Below are 17,374 nucleotides of genomic sequence, written 5' to 3'. Positions count from 1 at the left end.
TATCATACCCCGCTAATTAATCCCGCGCAGAACGGAGTGCCCCAATGACACCTTTTAGCCTCGTTTACCCCCTGCATGTGCTGTCCGCCCTGGTGTGGGTCGGCGGCATGTTTTTCGCCTGGATGGTCCTGCGCCCCGCGGCTGTGAAGGCCCTCGACGGCCCAGCCCGCCTCACCTTGTGGGTGGAAGTGTTTCAAGGTTTTTTTCGGTGGGTCTGGGTCGCGGTGATTCTTTTGCCCATCAGCGGCGTGGGCATGTTGCATTTGCAGCAGGTCGGGTTTGAGACCGCGCCGAAGTATGTGCAGGTGATGATGGGCTTGTATGTGGTGATGACGGCGCTGTTTATCCGCATTCAGGGGTTGATGTTGCCTGAACTGCGTACGGTGGTGGAGGCGAAGGACTGGCCGGCGGGTGCGGCGGTGCTGGGGCGAATTCGCCGGGTGGTGGGGCTTAATCTGATTGTCGGGCTGGTGCTGGTGGCGATTGCCGCGGCTCGGCCGATATTCTGAAATTGGGGACTGAGATCAAAAGCCCCTCACCCTAACCCTCCCGAAACGTCGGACCGCCCGTAGGGAGAGGGGACTGAATGGGGGATATTGAAGAGTTACGCCGACCTGAAGGATTAGCTTTGAATCCATAATCGACACGGTTTTTCAGGTCGATGGATAGCCTGAGTCACCTCGGTCGGCCCCCTCTCCCTACGGGCGGTCCGACGTTTCGGGAGGGCTGGGGTGAGGGTCTGCCTTTACAGGCGCTGCACGGTCACAGCACCCGCCGCCCCCACCGGCCCAGGCTGGCCATCCGCCCCGGCCTTGCCGTTCTTGCCACCATCGGCGCGATACACAAGGCAGCCCTTGGACTTGCCGCCCTTGCCTGCCTTGCCGCCAACACCGGCTGGTCCGCCCGCACCGCCCGCGACATTGACCTTGATCAGCTCAGCCGGAAACTCGCGCGGCACTTCCAGCCGCACCAGCGCACCCGGAGCGCCCGGTTGGCCATCACTGCCGTTGCTGCCATCAAAACCATGCCCGGCCGAACCATAAGTGCAGCCCGGGTCTTCGCCGTTACCGCCGTCAAGGCCGACAAAGCCCGGCGCACCGGTGCCGCCACGGGCATCGACCAACAGCTGCGGCGCGCTCAACGCCTTGAATTGCAGATTCAGATTACGTCCGGCACGGGCAGCTTTTTCATACGTCCCCGGCGCCCCGCGCGCGGTGATCTGGCTGCCATCGCTCAGCTCTGCGCGAACGACCTTCATGTCCAAAGCGTTCTCGCCCGGAACGATCGCGATGCGTGCTTCATGGCCAAGACGTAGTTCACCGACACTCAACTCGGTCACGTTCGCCGGAATCAACAGCGTGCCGTAATCGGCCACTTCGAGTTTTTCCAGCTGCAAGGTGCTGGCGGTATTGGGCAAACGCATCAGCGAATTGGTTTCAACGCTGACCACCTGGGCACAGGCCAATGGGCTGATGAATGCAGCGAGCAAGCAGAGTTTACGCATGGGAAGAAGCCTCCGGAGCGGCCGGGGCCGGGATGGTTTGCAGGTGGAATACGCCGAACAGCAGGATGCGGCCACGGTCACGCCAAGGGTGCGGGCGACCTTGGAGGCTGCGATTGCACAGCAGCACTTCGAATAGATGAATCAGCAACAACAGACCGCCGGCCAGATTGACCAGCAGATGCAACGGATGTACGAACGGCACCAACTGATTGGCCAGTACCACGCAGCAGAACAGCAGGGTCAACAATCGCCCCAGCCCCCAGAACACTTTCATACGCTCCCCCGTGTTGCGAATTATTCTTTGGGCGCACAGTAACGGCTTCTGCGGGGGATAAGCCAGAGGGGAAAATGAAAAAACTTCGATCGTCTGCCAAATGGCTGCCGAAACGACGCTGATCGTCGCCCGGCAGCTCTAGCCTGCGCCCTACAGACGCGTCCTAACGATTGATGTGCAACTCCACACGCCGATTCTGCGCACGACCTTCATCGGTGGCGTTATCGGCAACCGGCTCGCTTTCACCGCGCCCCTCACTGGTGAGTTTGTTGGGCGCCAGCCCTTGGCTCAGCAGATACGTGGCGACACTGCTTGCACGCCTTTCCGACAAGGCCTGGTTGTACGCATCCGAACCTTTGCTGTCGGTGTGACCAATGACCTTGATGCTCACCACGTCGGCATTGCGCAGTTTGTCCATCAGCGTATCGAGCTGGGATTTCGCCGCCGGGGTCAGGTCGGATTTGTCGAAATCGAACAGCACGTTGCCGGCATCGCTGAGGGTGATGACTTCAGTTTGCGGTGCAGGCTCCGGCACTTTTTCCGTGACCGGGTATTGCGGCAACGGGCAACCACGGTGATCGACCGGGGTATTTTCCGGGGTGTCCGGGCAACGGTCGCGGCGGTCGAATACACCGTCGCCGTCTTCATCGCCGTCCTGGGCGTAACAGATCAGTCCGCCGGTAAGAATCCCCAGCGCTGCGCCGCCGCCGGCCCAGCCGCCACTTTCAATGGCGCCGAGACCGCCACCGACCAGCCCGCCGATAAGGCTGCAGATCGGCCACGTACGTTGATTGAGGGGTGCAGTGCCATCGCTGTGGGTGGCGCAACCGGTGAGCAAGCTGCCTAGCAGCAGCACCGGCAAGACGGACCTTGAGAAAACAGTCATTGTGAAAGCTCCTGTGTCACCGGCCCATACCGGTTACACAGGAGTAAAGACCCGCATCCGCGACTGCACAAGCCGCGGATGCGAGAGGGGCTTAACGCTGGATTTTGATTTCGGTACGACGGTTTTGTGCGCGACCGTCAGCGGTTTTGTTATCGGCCACTGGCTGGCTTTCACCCATGCCGGACACCGAAACGAAGCTGGCGCGTGGCACACCCTGCTGGATCAGGTACTCCACCACCGAGTGCGCACGACGATCCGACAGTTTCTTGTTGTAGGCATCGCTGCCCACACTGTCGGTGTGACCGGTCACAGTCAGTTGCGCCGTCGAGGATTCCTGTTTCAGGCGGGTGGCGACCTTGTCGAGCACTTGCTTGTCAGGGCCGGTCAGCGTGGCTTTGTCGAACTGGAAGTGCACATCACGGATAACAATGGTTTCTTCCTTGACCACTACAGCTTCTTCGACCACGGGTGCAGGCGCTGGTGGAGGGCAACCGTCAGCATCGACCTGTACGCCTTTAGGCGTGCCCGGGCACTTGTCGCGACTGTCCGGCACGCCATCGCCGTCTTCGTCGCCATCGCCGTGAACCCAGCAATAGGCCGCTGCCGTGCCACCGACCAGCAACGCACCGTAGCCGGCCCATGCCGAACTTTCGGTTGCGCCGAGACCGGCACCGACGACACCACCGACCGCCGCACAGGTCGGCCAGTCGGTTTTCTGCAAACCTGCGCAACCAGTCAACACACTGGTTAGCAGAATCAAAGGTAATGCTGTCCGAACTATGCTCATCTGGTTTTCTCCTGAGGGATCGGCTTAGAACCGATTCAGGGAGTAAAGACCGGAGTTTTAATCTCCGCCAGCAATAGGCCACCGCTGTTTGCGAGCCTGTTCACAGGACTTCGGCACATTTACCCGAAACGGGCGGAACAGGGCGCTTTGCCGCCACCGTCAGGCAGGCTAGTCTTGGCGGTCTGATTGAGGAGCTTCGATGAACGTCGCCATTTCTTCCCGCACGCCGCAACAGGCGTTAGCCGCTTTGCTGGATCGCTACGCCCCGGCGCGGCTGTTGCTGATCGGCGCCAGCGAATTTCCAGCCCTGAGCGCCTTTAAAGAGGCACATCCAGACACCGTCGTCGCCCATGCGGCGCCGGGCGCATTGCCCGCCGAACTGGCGGCACAGCGTTTCGATCTGGCGCTGGTGGTCGATTGCCTGGAACATTTGCCCAAACGCGATGGCCTGAACCTGTTGGGCGGGATTCGCAATCTCAACGCCAGCCGCATCGCCGTGCTGGCGGATCTGGCGGCCAGCGGCTGGCAGGAAACCGACTTCTATTCACTGGCGCTGCAAGCCAGTGAATGTTTTCAACGCGACGATCAAGTGCTGACCCTGTTCACCTATGATCTGCTTGAATACAAACAAGTCCCCGACTGGCTCAACTCACGGTTCTGGGCCAATCCGGAAAACTTCGGGAAATACTGGTGGTAATGCAATGAGTACAGCCATTTGCCCGTGCGGCAGCGGCAATCTGCTGGAGGCCTGCTGCGGCCATTATCACGACGGCCATCCGGCACCGTGCGCCGAAGCGCTGATGCGTTCGCGCTACAGCGCCTATGTGCTGGGGCTGATCGACTATCTGGTGGCGACCACCCTGCCCGCCCAGCAAGCGGGCCTCAATCGCCAATCGATCACCGACTGGAGTGCGCAGAGCACCTGGCTCGGCCTTGAAGTCGAGAGCTCGGAAGTCTTCGGTGGCCAGCCGGAACACGCTTTCGTCACCTTCACCGCGCGCTGGCATGACGGTCAGGGCGAGCATAGCCATCGCGAGCGTTCGTCGTTCGTGCAGAACGCCGGGCGCTGGTACTTCATCGACCCGACGGTGCAGTTGAAGCTGGGGCGCAATGACAGTTGCCCGTGCGCCAGTGGGCAGAAGTTCAAGAAGTGCTGTGCGGGATATTTCGGCGCTTAAGATCAAAAGATCGCAGCCTGCGGCAGCTCCTGCACAGGATTTGCGCTTCGCCTGTAGGCGCTGCCGAAGACTGCGATCTTTTAGCGGCTAGACTGCCAGCAAAGGGAGAAAACCATGCTCGGTCGCTGGCGCACACTACATTTTCTGTTTTTGATGCTGATCCTGAACCTCGGCGGTTGCGCGTCGTGGTTCAGCGATGACAGCGTCGACCCCGCCGTGCATCTGGTGAAAGTCGAAGTGGTGCGCGCCAAATTGCTTGAACAGAAATTCATCCTGCACTTTCGCGTCGATAACCCCAACGATAGCGACCTGACCGTGCGCGGCCTCGAATACCGTATTCATCTTGCCGACATACTGCTGGCCGAGGGTGAGCATGAACACTGGTTTACGGTCGGACCAAAACGCAGTGCCTACTTCAAAGTGCCGATCCGCACCAACCTGTGGCCCCGGGTAAAAGATGTGGTGAAAATGCTGAAAAGCTCGAATCAACAGATTCCCTATCGCTTGCAGGGTGAGATGGAAACCGGTTTATTCATCGCCCACTACGTGCACCTTGAGCGCAATGGCGTGATAATCCCCGCCGATTTAATTCCGGAGCAACACCGATGACCCAGCAACCTCATGTCCATGGCCCTGACTGCAATCACGATCATGACCATCATCACGAACATGACCACGGCCACGTGCACGGCCCGAACTGCGGCCACGCCCACCAGGAACCGGTGCGCAACGCCCTGAAAGACGTCGGCCGCAACGACCCGTGCCCATGCGGCAACGGCAAGAAATTCAAGAAGTGCCACGGGGCGTGATGCCCGGGGCGAAGACCCTCTTCGCCTGACCTGCCGCCTTCGCGAGCAAGCTCGCTCCCACAGTCAATCGAGTTCCTCCAGTTGGAATGCAATCCCTGTAGGAGTGAGCCTGCTCGCGATGAGGCCGGCACATCCAACATCGTTGTCGCCTGAGCGGGTTTCTTCAGCTGCAATGCGTTCCCCTGTGGGAGCGAGCCTGCTCGCGAAGGGGCCGGCACATACGGTGAAGTTTTTCAGCCGGCCACCAGAATCTGTGCAGAACTGACCACCGTCGCATACTCACCGTGCAGATTCCCCAGCGACATCCCGTGCACCTCTTCAGCCGTACGCAATGTGCCGAAATAATCAGCCTTGTCGAAGGTGAAACAGGCATCCTCCGCCACCCACGCATCAAACCCCAGATTCCCCGCCGTGCGCGCCGTCGATTCCACGGAGTTGTTAGTGGCCACGCCGACAATAACCAATTGCCCGATCCCCGCCTCTCGCAACCGCGCCTCTAACCCGGTGGCACAAAACGCATCCGGCACCTGTTTCTGAATCAGCCATTCGCCGTCCTGCGGCAAAAAACGCTGCTGGAATTCCACGCCTTCCTGCTCCGGCCAAAACACCGAATCCGGTTCACGCGACAGATGCTGCACATGAATCACCGGCCTTGTGCTACGCCGCCACAGCCCCAGCAGATCAAGGATTCGCTCTTCCGCCTGAGGATTATTTCTTCGCCCCAAACGCGGCTGCAGGATGCCTTTTTGCTGGTCGATGATGATCAGTGCAGCGTTGGCCTGAAGCTCCATGGCGATTTTTCTCATGCAGAGTCATTGAATTCTGCGCAGTTCAGCATCACCTCTTCCTACTAAGCAAGCTATCGAACGCACACGGGACGACCTGACGCCGGCGTTTGCTGTCCGCACGCAAGTCCATTTCTGCTTTGGAGTTCTCCATGATCGACCTGTATTACTGGACCACCCCCAACGGCCACAAGATCTCTCTGTTCCTCGAAGAAGCCGGCCTGCCGTACAACGTGCACCCGATCAACATCGGTCAGGGTGAGCAGTTTCAGCCACACTTTCTGAAAATCGCCCCGAACAACCGCATCCCGGCCATCGTCGATCATGAACCGGCCGATGGCGGCGAACCGTTGTCGCTGTTCGAATCCGGGGCGATTCTTTTGTATCTGGCGGAGAAGACCGGGAAGTTTCTGCCCCAAGACCTGCGCGGTCGGCAAACGGCGCTGCAATGGCTGTTCTGGCAAATGGGCGGACTGGGGCCGATGGCCGGCCAGAATCACCACTTCAGCCAGTTCGCCCCGGAGAAAATCCCCTACGCGATCAAGCGCTACATCGACGAGACCGCGCGGTTGTATGGCGTATTGAACAAGCAACTGGCTGATAACGAATTCGTCGCCGGCAGCGAATACAGCATTGCCGACATGGCGATCTATCCGTGGATCGTCTCGCACAAATGGCAAAGCCAGAACCTTGAAGACTTCGCGCATGTGCAGCGCTGGTTCAACCACATCAAGGATCGCCCGGCGACGGTGAAGGCCTACGCGCTGGTGCAGAAAATCAATCCACCGAAGGCTTGATTGAACGGCAAAAGATCGCAGCCTGCGGCAGCTCATACAGGGGAATGCATGCTTATGCAGGAGCTGCCGCAGGCTGCGATCTTTTCCATTCGACAGAAATACGCAAATAACCCCCGCCCCCGCTTGCGCGGCCACCTCCTGCTCACTAACGTAGCGCCTTTACTGACGCTACCCCCCGCAGGAGCTTTGCCATGGCCTCGCCAGCCCTCACACATTTTCTTCCCCGGTTCGGCGTTGCCGCAGCAGTGGCCGGTGTTTTGGGCCTGTCCGGTTGCCAGACCTGGAATGCTCAGGACACCCTCCCGCCGACCTCCGGCGTGCAACCGCTCAAGGGTCTGGCGCAGAACGTGTCGGTACGTCGCAATGCCATGGGCATGCCGCTGATCGAGAGCAACACGTTCCATGACGCACTGTTCAGCCTCGGTTACGTCCACGCCAGCGATCGCATCAATCAGATGGTGACCTTGCGCCTGTTGGCGCAGGGCCGTCTGGCGGAAATGTCCGGCGCGTCAATGCTCGACGCCGACCGCTACATGCGCGCGGTCAATCTGAAGAAAAGCGCTGGCGAGCTGTACAAGGCCTCGTCGCCTCGCCTCAAGCGTTTCTTCGAAGTCTATGCGCGAGGGGTCAACGCCTACCTGTTCCGCTACGCCGACAAGCTGCCGGGCGACCTCGCCTCCAGCGGCTACAAGCCTGAGTATTGGAAGCCGGAAGACTCGGCGCTGATTTTCGCCCTGTTGAATTTCAGCCAGTCAGCCAATCTGCCGGAAGAGATTTCCTCGCTGGTGCTGGCGCAAACCGTCACCACCGACAAACTCGCCTGGCTGACGCCGTCCGCGCCTGACGAAAACCTGCCACTGGCCGAGGCCGACAAGCTGCAAGGGCTCAAGCTCAACGGGCAGATCCCCGGCCTGACCGAACTGAGCAACGCCAGCCAGCAACTGTCGGCGCTGAACCTGCTCGGCACCCCGTCTTCGAACAACTGGGCGATCGCCCCGCAACGCAGCCGCAGCGGCAAGAGCCTGCTGGCCAGTGACGCCCATGGGCCGCTGGCCGCGCCTTCGCTGTGGAGTTTCGTGCAGATCCGCGCACCGAAATATCAGGCCGCCGGCGTCACCGTTGCCGGTCTGCCGATGGTCCTCGGCGGTTTCAACGGCAAAGTCGCGTGGAGCATGACCAGCGTGCTCGGCGACAACCAGGATCTGTTTCTGGAAAAAATTCGCCGTCAGGGCAGCAGCCTGACCTACGAGGTCAACGGCAAATGGCAGCCGCTGGGCGTGCGCAACGAAACCTACTTCGTCAAAGGCCAACGGCCGATTCGCGAAGCGGTGTACGAAACCCGCCACGGCGCATTGCTCAACAGTGCTCAGGCGGCCGCGCAAGGCAGCGGTTTCGGCCTGGCCTTGCAGACCCCGAGCTTCACCGACGACAAGTCGCTGGATGCGTTTTTTGATCTGACCCGCGCGCAAACCGTTGAACGCGCTTCCGACGCGAGCCGCGAGATCCGCGCCATCGCCCTGAATCTGGTGTTCGCCGATGCGAGCAACATCGGTTGGCAGGTCACCGGGCGTTTCCCCAACCGCCGCGAAGGCGAAGGCTTGCTGCCGTCGCCGGGCTGGGAAGGTCGCTACGACTGGGACGGTTACGCCGACCCGATGCTGCATCCGTACGATCAGGATCCGGCGCAAGGTTGGCTCGGCACCGCCAACCAGCGTGTGATTCCTCACGGTTACGGCATGCAACTGTCGAACTCTTGGGCGGCGCCGGAACGTGGCGAACGTCTGGCGGAACTGGCCGGCAGCGGCAAGCACGACAGCCGCAGCGTGATCGCCATGCAGTACGACCAGACCACCACCTTCGCCGCCAAGTTGAAGAAAGTCTTCGAAGCACCGGGCATGAAGCAGCCGCTGAAACAGGCGATCGATGCCCTGCCGGAAGCGGATCGCAGCAAGGCGCGCGAAGCGTTCACGCGGTTGATGGCGTTCGACGGCAAGCTCAGCCCGACCTCGGCGGATGCGGCGATCTACGAACTGTTCCTGCAAGAAAGCATGAAGCAGATCTTCCTCGATGAGCTCGGTCCGGAATCGAGTCCTGCGTGGAAGGCGTTTATCGCCAACGGTGATTTGTCCTACGCGGCGCAGGCTGACCATCTGTTGGGGCGCGAAGACAGTCCGTTCTGGGACGACATTCGTACGCCGCAGAAAGAAGACAAAGCGCTGATTCTTGCCCGTAGCTTCGCGGCGGCGATCAGCGCTGGCGAGAGCCAGTTGGGCGGCGACCACCGCGCCTGGCAGTGGGGCAAGCTGCACAGTTATGCCTGGAAGAACAGCAATGGACAGACCGTGCGCCGACCACTGGCGGCCGGTGGCGATCACACCACGTTGAACACGTCGGCGTTCGCCTGGGGTCAGGATTTCACCACGACGCGTGCGCCGTCGATGCGTTTCATCGTCGACTTCGGCCAGGCTGAACCGCTGATGGGGCAGAACGGTACGGGGCAGTCGGGTAATCCGGTGAGTCCGAACTACCTCAATGGCATCGATGCGTGGCTGAAGGGGCAGTACATCGGCTTGCCGATGCAGCCGCAGAACTTTGACCGGGTCTACGGCAAGACCCGTCTGACGCTTACTCCCGGCAAATAGCTGTACATCAAAAGCCCCTCACCCTAACCCTCTCCCGGAGGGAGAGGGGACTGATTGGGGGATGCTTGAGTCATACGCCGACCTGAACGTGCACTGCCGAATCCAGAATCAACTCGGTTCGTGCCTTGCCGAATCCGTAATCGACTCGGTCTTTCAGGTCGATGTAGCTGGCCAGACACCTCAGTCGGCCCCTTCTCCCTCAGGGAGAGGGCTGGGGTGAGGGGCTTTTGATCTGGTCCAGAATCTGTGTTCGACTCGGTATTTCACGTCGGCGTAGCTCTCCCAGACACCTCGGTCGGCTCCCTCTCCCTCAGGGAGAGGGCTGGGGTGAGGGTTGCTCTTCAAAGTCGATAGAACTTCCAGCCCAGCGTCAGCCTCATAGCTAACAAGCCCCCCATTCTGGTAAGGACATGGACCTTGTTATCGCCCGCCCCGAGGGTTTGTACTGCCCTGCCGGAGATTTCTACATAGACCCGTGGCGCCCCGTCGAGCGCTCGGTCATTACCCATGCCCACGGCGATCACGCCCGTACCGGTAACCAACATTATCTGGCCAGCAGCGCCAGCGAAGGGATTTTGCGCGCGCGTCTGGGGCAGGACATCAACCTGCAAACCCTCGCCTACGGCCAGCGCCTGACGCACCACGGTGTCACCCTGAGCTTTCACCCCGCCGGCCACGTGCTCGGTTCGGCACAAGTGCGCCTGGAATACGGTGGCGAAGTGTGGGTCGCGTCCGGCGACTACAAGATCGAACCGGACGGCACCTGCGCCCCGTTCGAACCGGTGCGCTGCCACACCTTCATCACCGAATCGACCTTCGGCCTGCCGATTTATCGCTGGCAGCCCCAAGCGCAGGTGTTCAGCGAGATCAATCAGTGGTGGGCAGCGAACATCGCGGCCGGCAAGGCCAGCGTGTTGTTCTGTTACTCGTTCGGCAAGGCTCAACGGATACTCCACGGCATCGACGAAAGCCTCGGTCCGATCCTCAGCCACGGTGCGGTCGAACCGCTGAATCGGGTCTACCGCGAGGCCGGCGTGTATTTGCCGCCGACGATCTACGCCGGAGAGGTGAAAAAAAACGATCCGATCATGCGCCAGGCCCTGGTCATCGCCCCGCCTTCGGCCGGTGGCAGCAGCTGGATGCGCCGTTTTGGCGAGTACAGCGACGCATTTGCCAGTGGCTGGATGCGCTTGCGTGGTACCCGACGACGGCGCGGCGTCGATCGCGGTTTCGTGCTCTCCGATCACGCCGACTGGCCCGGCCTATTGTGGGCCATCGAGCAAACCGGTGCGGAACGCGTCATGGTCACCCACGGTTCGATCGGCGTGCTGGTGCGGCATCTGCGCGAACAGGGTCTGGATGCCCAGGGTTTCAACACCGAATACGGCGATGACGAAGAAGAACACCTCGCCACCGAACCGACCATCGCAGAGATGCCCGCATGAAAGCATTCGCCGAACTGTACGCCGAACTCGACGCGACCACCTCGAGCAACGCCAAACTGGCGGCGATGCAAGCCTACTTCGCCCAGGCCGAACCGCACGATGCCGCATGGGCGGTGTACTTTCTCTCCGGTGGCCGGCCCCGGCAACTGGTGCCGGTGAGAATTCTGCGCGAACTCGCCGTCGAGATCTCCGGCCTGGAGCCGTGGTTGTTCGAGGAAAGCTATCAAGCGGTCGGCGACCTCGCGGAAACCATTTCGCTGGTACTCGCAGAAAACCCGCACAGCTCCGACGCTGGCCTCGCCGAGTGGATCGAAGACAAACTGCTGCCACTGCGCGGTGAAGCACCGGAATATCTGAACCGGCAACTGCCGGCCCTGTGGGCGCAATTGGATCGATCAAGCCTGATGCTGTGCATCAAATTGATCACCGGCAGTTTCCGCGTCGGCGTCTCGAAATTGCTGGTCACCCGGGCCTTGGCCTCGATGGCCGGGCTGGACAGCAAGCGTGTGGCGCAGCGTCTGGTCGGTTACACCGATCTGTCCAACCGGCCGAGCGCCGCCAGTTACCTGAAGCTGATTGCCCCTGAATCCAGCGATGAACATGCTCAGCGGGGTGGTCAGCCGTATCCGTTCTTCCTGGCCCACGCCTTGTCGCAACCGGTGGAAGAATTTGAAACGCTGATCGGCCCGGCCAGCGATTGGCAGATTGAATGGAAATGGGATGGCATCCGCGCCCAAGTGGTCAAGCGAGAGGGCCGACTATGGATCTGGTCGCGGGGCGAGGAACTGGTGACCGAGCGTTTTCCCGAACTGGAGGTCCTGGTACACGGTTTGCCCGATGGCACGGTGATCGACGGCGAAATCGTCGTGTGGAAAAGCACGCATCCGAGCACCGAAGACGCCTTTGATCCGCAATCGACCGAACCGCCAGCCGTGCAGTCCTTCGCCCTGCTGCAACAACGCATCGGCCGCAAGACCCTCGACAAGAAAATCCTTGAAGACGTGCCGGTGGTGGTGCTCGCCTACGACCTGCTCGAATGGCAAGGCGAAGACTGGCGCAACCAGCCGCAAGCGAAACGTCGGGCGCAACTGGAAGCGGTGATTGCGCGCTGCAACAGCCCGGTGCTGCTGGCTTCACCGGTGCTGACCGGCACTGATTGGTTGGACCTCGCCCGCCAACGCGAGTCCTCGCGGCGACTGGGTGTCGAGGGCATGATGCTCAAGGCGCGCGACGCGTTATATGGCGTCGGGCGCACCAAAGACATGGGCGTATGGTGGAAGTGGAAAGTCGACCCGTTCAGCGTCGATGCGGTACTGATTTACGCGCAGCGCGGGCATGGCCGGCGGGCCAGTCTGTATAGCGATTACACCTTTGCCGTGTGGGACGGCCCGCCCGATTCGAGTCAGCGCGCGCTGGTGCCGTTCGCCAAGGCGTATTCGGGGCTGACCGATGAGGAAATGCGTCAGGTCGACAGCATCGTGCGCAAGACCACGGTGGAGAAGTTCGGCCCGGTGAGCAGTGTGAAGCCGAGTCTGGTTTTTGAACTGGGCTTTGAAGGTATTGCCCTGTCACGCCGACACAAGAGCGGGATCGCGGTGCGTTTTCCGCGGATGCTGCGCTGGCGGCAGGATAAAACCGTGGATGAAGCGGATAGCTTGGCCACTTTGCAGGATCTGCTGGCCTGACCCCTTTTCCCGGGACAACACATGACGCGGCCACAAATCGGTGCACGCTTTGGGCAATGCCCATTTCCGTGCACTCAGTTCCCCTCATCCCTCCCCGCCCAACCTTTTAAAACACTTGTTCGGGACTCTGGTTCGGAAATTGCTACTTTCTATAGGTCGTATGCGTTCCAGTAACAATAATTCTGCGCCACAAGCGCTCATATTGGTTCTTAGGGATTGAATAATGAAAAAAGCATTGCTGACCCTTTCTGCACTGGCGTTGTGCATGGCCGCTGGCTCCGCGCTGGCCAAGGAATACAAAGAGCTGCGCTTTGGCGTTGACCCTTCGTACGCACCCTTCGAGTCGAAAGCGGCCGACGGCAGCCTGGTGGGCTTCGACATCGACCTGGGCAACGCGATCTGCGCCGAACTCAAGGTCAAGTGCAAGTGGGTCGAAAGTGACTTCGACGGCATGATTCCGGGCCTCAAGGCCAACAAATTCGACGGTGTGATCTCGTCGATGACCGTGACCCCGGCTCGCGAAAAAGTCATCGACTTCTCCAGCGAACTGTTCTCCGGCCCGACCGCTTACGTGTCGAAAAAAGGCTCCGGCATCACCGCCGACGTTGCTTCGCTGAAGGGTAAAACCGTCGGCTACGAGCAAGGCACCATTCAGGAAGCCTACGCCAAAGCCGTGCTGGACAAGGCCGGCGTGAAAACCCAGGCCTATCAGAATCAGGATCAGGTGTACTCCGACCTGACCTCCGGCCGTCTCGACGCCGGTATTCAGGACATGCTGCAAGCCGAACTGGGCTTCTTGAAGTCGCCACAGGGTGCCGACTATGACGTCAGCAAGCCAGTCGACAACGAATTGCTGCCAGCCAAAACCGCTGTCGGTATTAAGAAAGGTAACACTGAGCTGAAGGCGCTTTTAGATAAAGGTATCAAAGCGTTACACGATGACGGCAAATACGCCGAGATTCAAAAGAAACACTTTGGCGATCTGAATCTGTACAGCGGCAAATAATGCCCCGGCGCCCATCCTCGATGGGCGCCTTTTCCATCCGCTCAGGTTGCTGATTTATGTTCGAAAACCTCTTACAAAATCTGGGGCTCTCCGCCTTCAGCCTCAAGGGCTTCGGCCCTTTGCTGTTGGAAGGCACCTGGATGACCATCAAATTGTCGGCGTTGTCGCTACTGGTGGCCGTGTTGCTCGGTCTGCTCGGCGCCAGCGCCAAACTGTCAAAAATTAAACTGGTGCGCCTGCCCGCCCAGCTCTACACCACGCTGATTCGCGGGGTGCCGGATCTGGTGCTGATGCTGCTGATTTTCTACAGCCTGCAAACCTGGCTGACGTCCCTGACTGACTACATGGAATGGGAATACATCGAGATCAACCCGTTCAGCGCCGGGGTGCTGACGCTGGGCTTCATTTATGGTGCGTATTTCACCGAAACTTTCCGTGGCGCGATCCTCGCCGTGCCGCGCGGTCAGGTTGAAGCCGCCACCGCGTATGGCCTCAAACGCGGCCAGCGCTTTCGCTTCGTGGTGTTCCCGCAAATGATGCGTTTCGCCCTGCCGGGCATCGGCAACAACTGGATGGTGATGCTCAAGGCCACCGCGCTGGTGTCGATCATCGGCCTCGCCGACCTGGTCAAAGCGGCGCAGGACGCCGGTAAAAGCACTTATCAACTGTTCTACTTCCTGGTCCTCGCCGCGTTGATCTATCTGCTGATCACCAGTGCCTCGAACTTCATCCTGCGCTGGCTCGAACGCCGCTACGCCGCCGGTGCCCGGGAGGCCGTACGATGATCGAACTTCTGCAGGAATACTGGCGCGCCTTCCTCTATACCGACGGCCAGAACATTACCGGGCTGGCGATGACGCTGTGGCTGCTCAGCGCCTCGATCTTCATCGGTTTCCTGGTGTCGATTCCGCTGTCGATCGCGCGCGTCTCGAGCCACTTCTACATCCGCTGGCCGGTGCAGTTCTACACCTACCTGTTCCGTGGCACGCCGCTGTATATCCAGTTGCTGATCTGCTACACCGGGATCTACAGCCTGGCCGCCGTGCGTGCGCAGCCGCTGCTCGACAGTTTCTTTCGCGATGCGATGAACTGCACGATCCTCGCCTTTGCCCTGAACACTTGCGCCTACACCACGGAGATTTTCGCCGGGGCGATTCGCAGCATGAACCACGGCGAAGTCGAGGCGGCCAAGGCTTACGGGCTGACCGGCTGGAAACTGTATGCCTACGTGATCATGCCGTCGGCGCTGCGCCGTTCGTTGCCGTATTACAGCAACGAAGTGATCCTGATGCTGCACTCGACCACCGTGGCCTTCACCGCGACCATCCCCGACATCCTGAAAGTTGCGCGGGACGCCAACTCGGCGACCTTCCTGACCTTTCAGTCGTTCGGCATCGCCGCGTTGATCTACCTGACCATCACCTTTGCGCTGGTCGGCCTGTTCCGCCTTGCCGAACGCCGATGGCTGGCCTTCCTCGGGCCGACTCACTAGGCCCAGTTCAGGAATAAAGAGATAAAAAATGCGCCACCTGATTCATGACTTGCTGGCCCCGCTGCCGGGGACCGCACGACAGATCCACAGCTTCCACTTCGGCCCGGAGCAGGCCAAAGGCAAGGTCTACATCCAGTCCTCGCTGCACGCCGATGAATTGCCCGGCATGCTCGTCGCCTGGCACCTCAAGCAGCGTCTGGCGGAGCTGGAAGCCGCCGGGCGCCTGCGCAGCCAAATCGTGCTGGTGCCGGTGGCCAACCCGGTCGGCCTCGAACAAGTGCTGATGGACGTGCCGTTGGGCCGCTACGAACTGGAGAGCGGGCAGAACTTCAACCGCTGGTTCGTCGATCTCAGCGAAGAGATCGGCAACGCCATCGAAGGCAAGCTGAACGACGATCCGCAACACAACCTCGAACTGATCCGCACACATCTGCGCGACGCGCTCGCCCGCCAGACCGCCAGCACGCAACTGCAATCCCAGCGTCTGACCCTGCAACGGTTGGCCTGCGACGCGGACATGGTGCTGGACTTGCACTGTGATTTCGAATCGGTGGTGCACCTTTACACCACGCCCGAAGCGTGGCCGCAGGTCGAACCGCTGGCGCGCTACATCGAAGCTCAGGCGAGCTTGCTGGCCACCGACTCCGGCGGTCAGTCGTTCGACGAATGCTTCACCCTGCTGTGGTGGCAACTGAAGGAGCGCTTCGGCGAACACTTCGAGATTCCGCTGGGCAGTTTCTCGGTGACCGTCGAGTTGCGCGGTCAAGGCGATGTCACCCATCCGCTGGCCAGCCGCGACTGCCAGGCGCTGATCGATTATCTGATCCAGTCCGATGCGATTGTCGGCGAGACCAAATCGCAACCACCGTTGCCGTTCCCCGCTACGCCGCTGGCCGGTGTGGAACCGGTGACCACCCCGGTCGGCGGGCTGCTGGTTTACACCGCCACGGCGGGTCAATACCTCGAAGCCGGGCAACAGATCGCCGAAATCATCGACCCGATCCACGATCGGGTCACCCCCGTTCATTGCACCAGCGCCGGCGTGATGTACGCCCGCTCGCTGCGACGCATGGCCACTGCCGGCATGGTTATCGCCCACGTCGCGGGCGCTGAAGCCTATCGCAGCGGCTACCTACTTTCGCCTTGAGGATGTCTGTCCCATGTACAAACTGACCGTTGAAGACCTGCACAAAAGCTATGGCGACCATCAGGTGCTCAAAGGCGTTTCGCTCAAGGCCAAGACCGGCGACGTGATCAGCCTGATCGGCGCCAGCGGCTCGGGCAAAAGCACCTTTTTGCGCTGCATCAACTTTCTCGAACAACCCAACGATGGCGCCATGAGCCTCGATGGCCAGGCGATCCGCATGGTCACCGACCGCCACGGCATGCACGTCGCCGACGCCGATGAACTGCAACGCCTGCGCACGCGGCTGGCGATGGTGTTCCAGCACTTCAACCTGTGGAGCCACATGACCGTGCTGGAAAACATCACCATGGCCCCGCGCCGGGTGCTGGGTTGCAGCAAACAGGAAGCCGACGACCGTGCGCGGCGTTATCTGGACAAGGTTGGCCTGCCGGCACGAGTGGCCGATCAATATCCGGCGTTTCTCTCAGGCGGTCAGCAACAGCGCGTGGCGATTGCCCGGGCGCTGGCGATGGAGCCGGAGGTAATGCTGTTTGATGAACCGACCTCGGCGCTCGATCCGGAATTGGTCGGTGAAGTGTTGAAGGTGATTCAAGGGCTGGCCGAGGAAGGCCGGACCATGATCATGGTGACCCACGAAATGAGCTTCGCCCGCAAAGTCTCCAGCCAGGTGTTGTTCCTGCACCAAGGTCTGGTGGAAGAAGAAGGTGCGCCCGAGGATGTACTCGGCAACCCTAAAAGCGAACGCCTGAAACAATTCCTCAGCGGCAACCTCAAATAGCCATTAGTGCAAAACCCTGTGGGAGCGAGCTTGCTCGCGAAAGCATTCTGTCAGTCACATTGATTTTGAATGTTCCGCCGCCTTCGCGAGCAAGCTCGCTCCCACAGTGGACCTCCGCAGCCTACAAAAATCAAACTTGTCCGCCCGCCCCGTGGTCAC

At 60.5% G+C, this 17,374-nt stretch carries 19 protein-coding genes; 14 read left to right on the top strand and 5 right to left on the bottom strand.

Features of this window, described 5'->3' with window-relative positions:
• Window positions 1-44: 44 nt before the first annotated feature.
• Window positions 45-509 carry a CopD family protein gene (locus tag AB4N74_RS00865; RefSeq protein WP_093438783.1) on the top strand — a complete coding sequence of 155 codons (465 nt, stop codon included), beginning with the start codon at window positions 45-47 and terminating at the stop codon, window positions 507-509.
• A 236-nt stretch (window positions 510-745) separates the two neighbouring features.
• On the opposite strand, the gene AB4N74_RS00860 is transcribed toward AB4N74_RS00865, so the two are convergent.
• The 4 genes from AB4N74_RS00860 to AB4N74_RS00845 all read right to left on the bottom strand — a co-directional run bounded on the left by AB4N74_RS00860 (window position 746) and on the right by AB4N74_RS00845 (window position 3,451).
• Entirely contained in the window at window positions 746-1,504 is a 759-nt protein-coding gene (locus AB4N74_RS00860; protein WP_099758178.1) for a hypothetical protein, read from the bottom strand.
• A complete protein-coding gene (locus tag AB4N74_RS00855; RefSeq protein ID WP_093438792.1) occupies window positions 1,497-1,778 on the bottom strand; it encodes a DUF1145 domain-containing protein in 282 nt (93 codons plus the stop codon). The genes AB4N74_RS00860 and AB4N74_RS00855 overlap by 8 nt, the downstream gene beginning before the upstream one ends.
• A gap of 163 nt (window positions 1,779-1,941) precedes the next feature.
• Entirely contained in the window at window positions 1,942-2,664 is a 723-nt protein-coding gene (locus AB4N74_RS00850; protein ID WP_099758177.1) for an OmpA family protein, read from the bottom strand.
• Between the two features lie 91 nt (window positions 2,665-2,755).
• On the bottom strand, window positions 2,756-3,451 hold the full coding sequence (locus AB4N74_RS00845) for an OmpA family protein (protein ID WP_093438801.1): 696 nt from the start codon (window positions 3,449-3,451) through the stop codon (window positions 2,756-2,758).
• Between the two features lie 199 nt (window positions 3,452-3,650).
• On the opposite strand from AB4N74_RS00845, the gene AB4N74_RS00840 reads away from it, so the two are divergent.
• The 4 genes from AB4N74_RS00840 (at window position 3,651) to AB4N74_RS00825 (ending at window position 5,438) form a co-directional block, all read left to right on the top strand.
• Window positions 3,651-4,148, top strand: a complete 498-nt coding sequence (locus tag AB4N74_RS00840; protein ID WP_099758176.1) for a DUF6231 family protein — start codon at window positions 3,651-3,653, stop codon at window positions 4,146-4,148.
• A 4-nt stretch (window positions 4,149-4,152) separates the two neighbouring features.
• Window positions 4,153-4,629 carry a YchJ family protein gene (locus AB4N74_RS00835; protein ID WP_093438810.1) on the top strand — a complete coding sequence of 159 codons (477 nt, stop codon included), beginning with the start codon at window positions 4,153-4,155 and terminating at the stop codon, window positions 4,627-4,629.
• A 114-nt stretch (window positions 4,630-4,743) separates the two neighbouring features.
• Entirely contained in the window at window positions 4,744-5,238 is a 495-nt protein-coding gene (locus tag AB4N74_RS00830) for an LEA/WHy family protein (protein ID WP_093438814.1), read from the top strand.
• Window positions 5,235-5,438 (top strand): SEC-C metal-binding domain-containing protein, encoded by a 204-nt coding sequence (locus AB4N74_RS00825; RefSeq protein WP_034154967.1) that lies wholly within the window; start codon window positions 5,235-5,237, stop codon window positions 5,436-5,438. Before AB4N74_RS00830 ends, AB4N74_RS00825 begins: the two co-directional genes overlap by 4 nt.
• A 233-nt stretch (window positions 5,439-5,671) precedes the next feature.
• On the opposite strand, the gene AB4N74_RS00820 is transcribed toward AB4N74_RS00825, so the two are convergent.
• On the bottom strand, window positions 5,672-6,229 hold the full coding sequence (locus AB4N74_RS00820) for a cysteine hydrolase family protein (protein WP_460101254.1): 558 nt from the start codon (window positions 6,227-6,229) through the stop codon (window positions 5,672-5,674).
• 146 nt (window positions 6,230-6,375) lie between these two features.
• Between AB4N74_RS00820 and AB4N74_RS00815 the strand changes: the two genes are divergently transcribed.
• The 9 genes from AB4N74_RS00815 to AB4N74_RS00775 all read left to right on the top strand — a co-directional run bounded on the left by AB4N74_RS00815 (window position 6,376) and on the right by AB4N74_RS00775 (window position 17,215).
• Window positions 6,376-7,020, top strand: a complete 645-nt coding sequence (locus tag AB4N74_RS00815; protein ID WP_093438818.1) for a glutathione binding-like protein — start codon at window positions 6,376-6,378, stop codon at window positions 7,018-7,020.
• A 191-nt stretch (window positions 7,021-7,211) separates the two neighbouring features.
• Window positions 7,212-9,662, top strand: coding sequence for a penicillin acylase family protein (locus tag AB4N74_RS00810; RefSeq protein WP_460097984.1), 2,451 nt, complete (start codon window positions 7,212-7,214; stop codon window positions 9,660-9,662).
• A gap of 410 nt (window positions 9,663-10,072) precedes the next feature.
• Entirely contained in the window at window positions 10,073-11,107 is a 1,035-nt protein-coding gene (locus AB4N74_RS00805) for a ligase-associated DNA damage response exonuclease (RefSeq protein WP_186623652.1), read from the top strand.
• Window positions 11,104-12,792 carry an ATP-dependent DNA ligase gene (locus AB4N74_RS00800; protein WP_460097983.1) on the top strand — a complete coding sequence of 563 codons (1,689 nt, stop codon included), beginning with the start codon at window positions 11,104-11,106 and terminating at the stop codon, window positions 12,790-12,792. The genes AB4N74_RS00805 and AB4N74_RS00800 overlap by 4 nt, the downstream gene beginning before the upstream one ends.
• Window positions 12,793-13,015: 223 nt before the next feature.
• A complete protein-coding gene (locus AB4N74_RS00795) occupies window positions 13,016-13,798 on the top strand; it encodes a transporter substrate-binding domain-containing protein (protein WP_008083900.1) in 783 nt (260 codons plus the stop codon).
• Between the two features lie 56 nt (window positions 13,799-13,854).
• Window positions 13,855-14,583, top strand: a complete 729-nt coding sequence (locus AB4N74_RS00790; protein WP_093436331.1) for an ABC transporter permease — start codon at window positions 13,855-13,857, stop codon at window positions 14,581-14,583.
• Window positions 14,580-15,290, top strand: a complete 711-nt coding sequence (locus tag AB4N74_RS00785) for an ABC transporter permease (RefSeq protein ID WP_093436336.1) — start codon at window positions 14,580-14,582, stop codon at window positions 15,288-15,290. Before AB4N74_RS00790 ends, AB4N74_RS00785 begins: the two co-directional genes overlap by 4 nt.
• 28 nt (window positions 15,291-15,318) lie before the next feature.
• The gene (locus AB4N74_RS00780) at window positions 15,319-16,437 is read left to right on the top strand and encodes a succinylglutamate desuccinylase/aspartoacylase family protein (RefSeq protein WP_099758172.1); all 1,119 of its coding nucleotides are present in this window, start codon (window positions 15,319-15,321) and stop codon (window positions 16,435-16,437) included.
• Between the two features lie 13 nt (window positions 16,438-16,450).
• Window positions 16,451-17,215: an ABC transporter ATP-binding protein gene (locus tag AB4N74_RS00775; RefSeq protein ID WP_460097982.1), complete on the top strand. Its 765-nt coding sequence runs from the start codon at window positions 16,451-16,453 to the stop codon at window positions 17,213-17,215.
• Window positions 17,216-17,374: the final 159 nt, after the last annotated feature.

This window comes from Pseudomonas sp. H3_C08 (assembly GCF_054669455.1).
The sequence above is the reverse complement of the archived record's forward strand: the minus strand, read 5'-3'. Positions and strand labels throughout refer to the sequence as shown.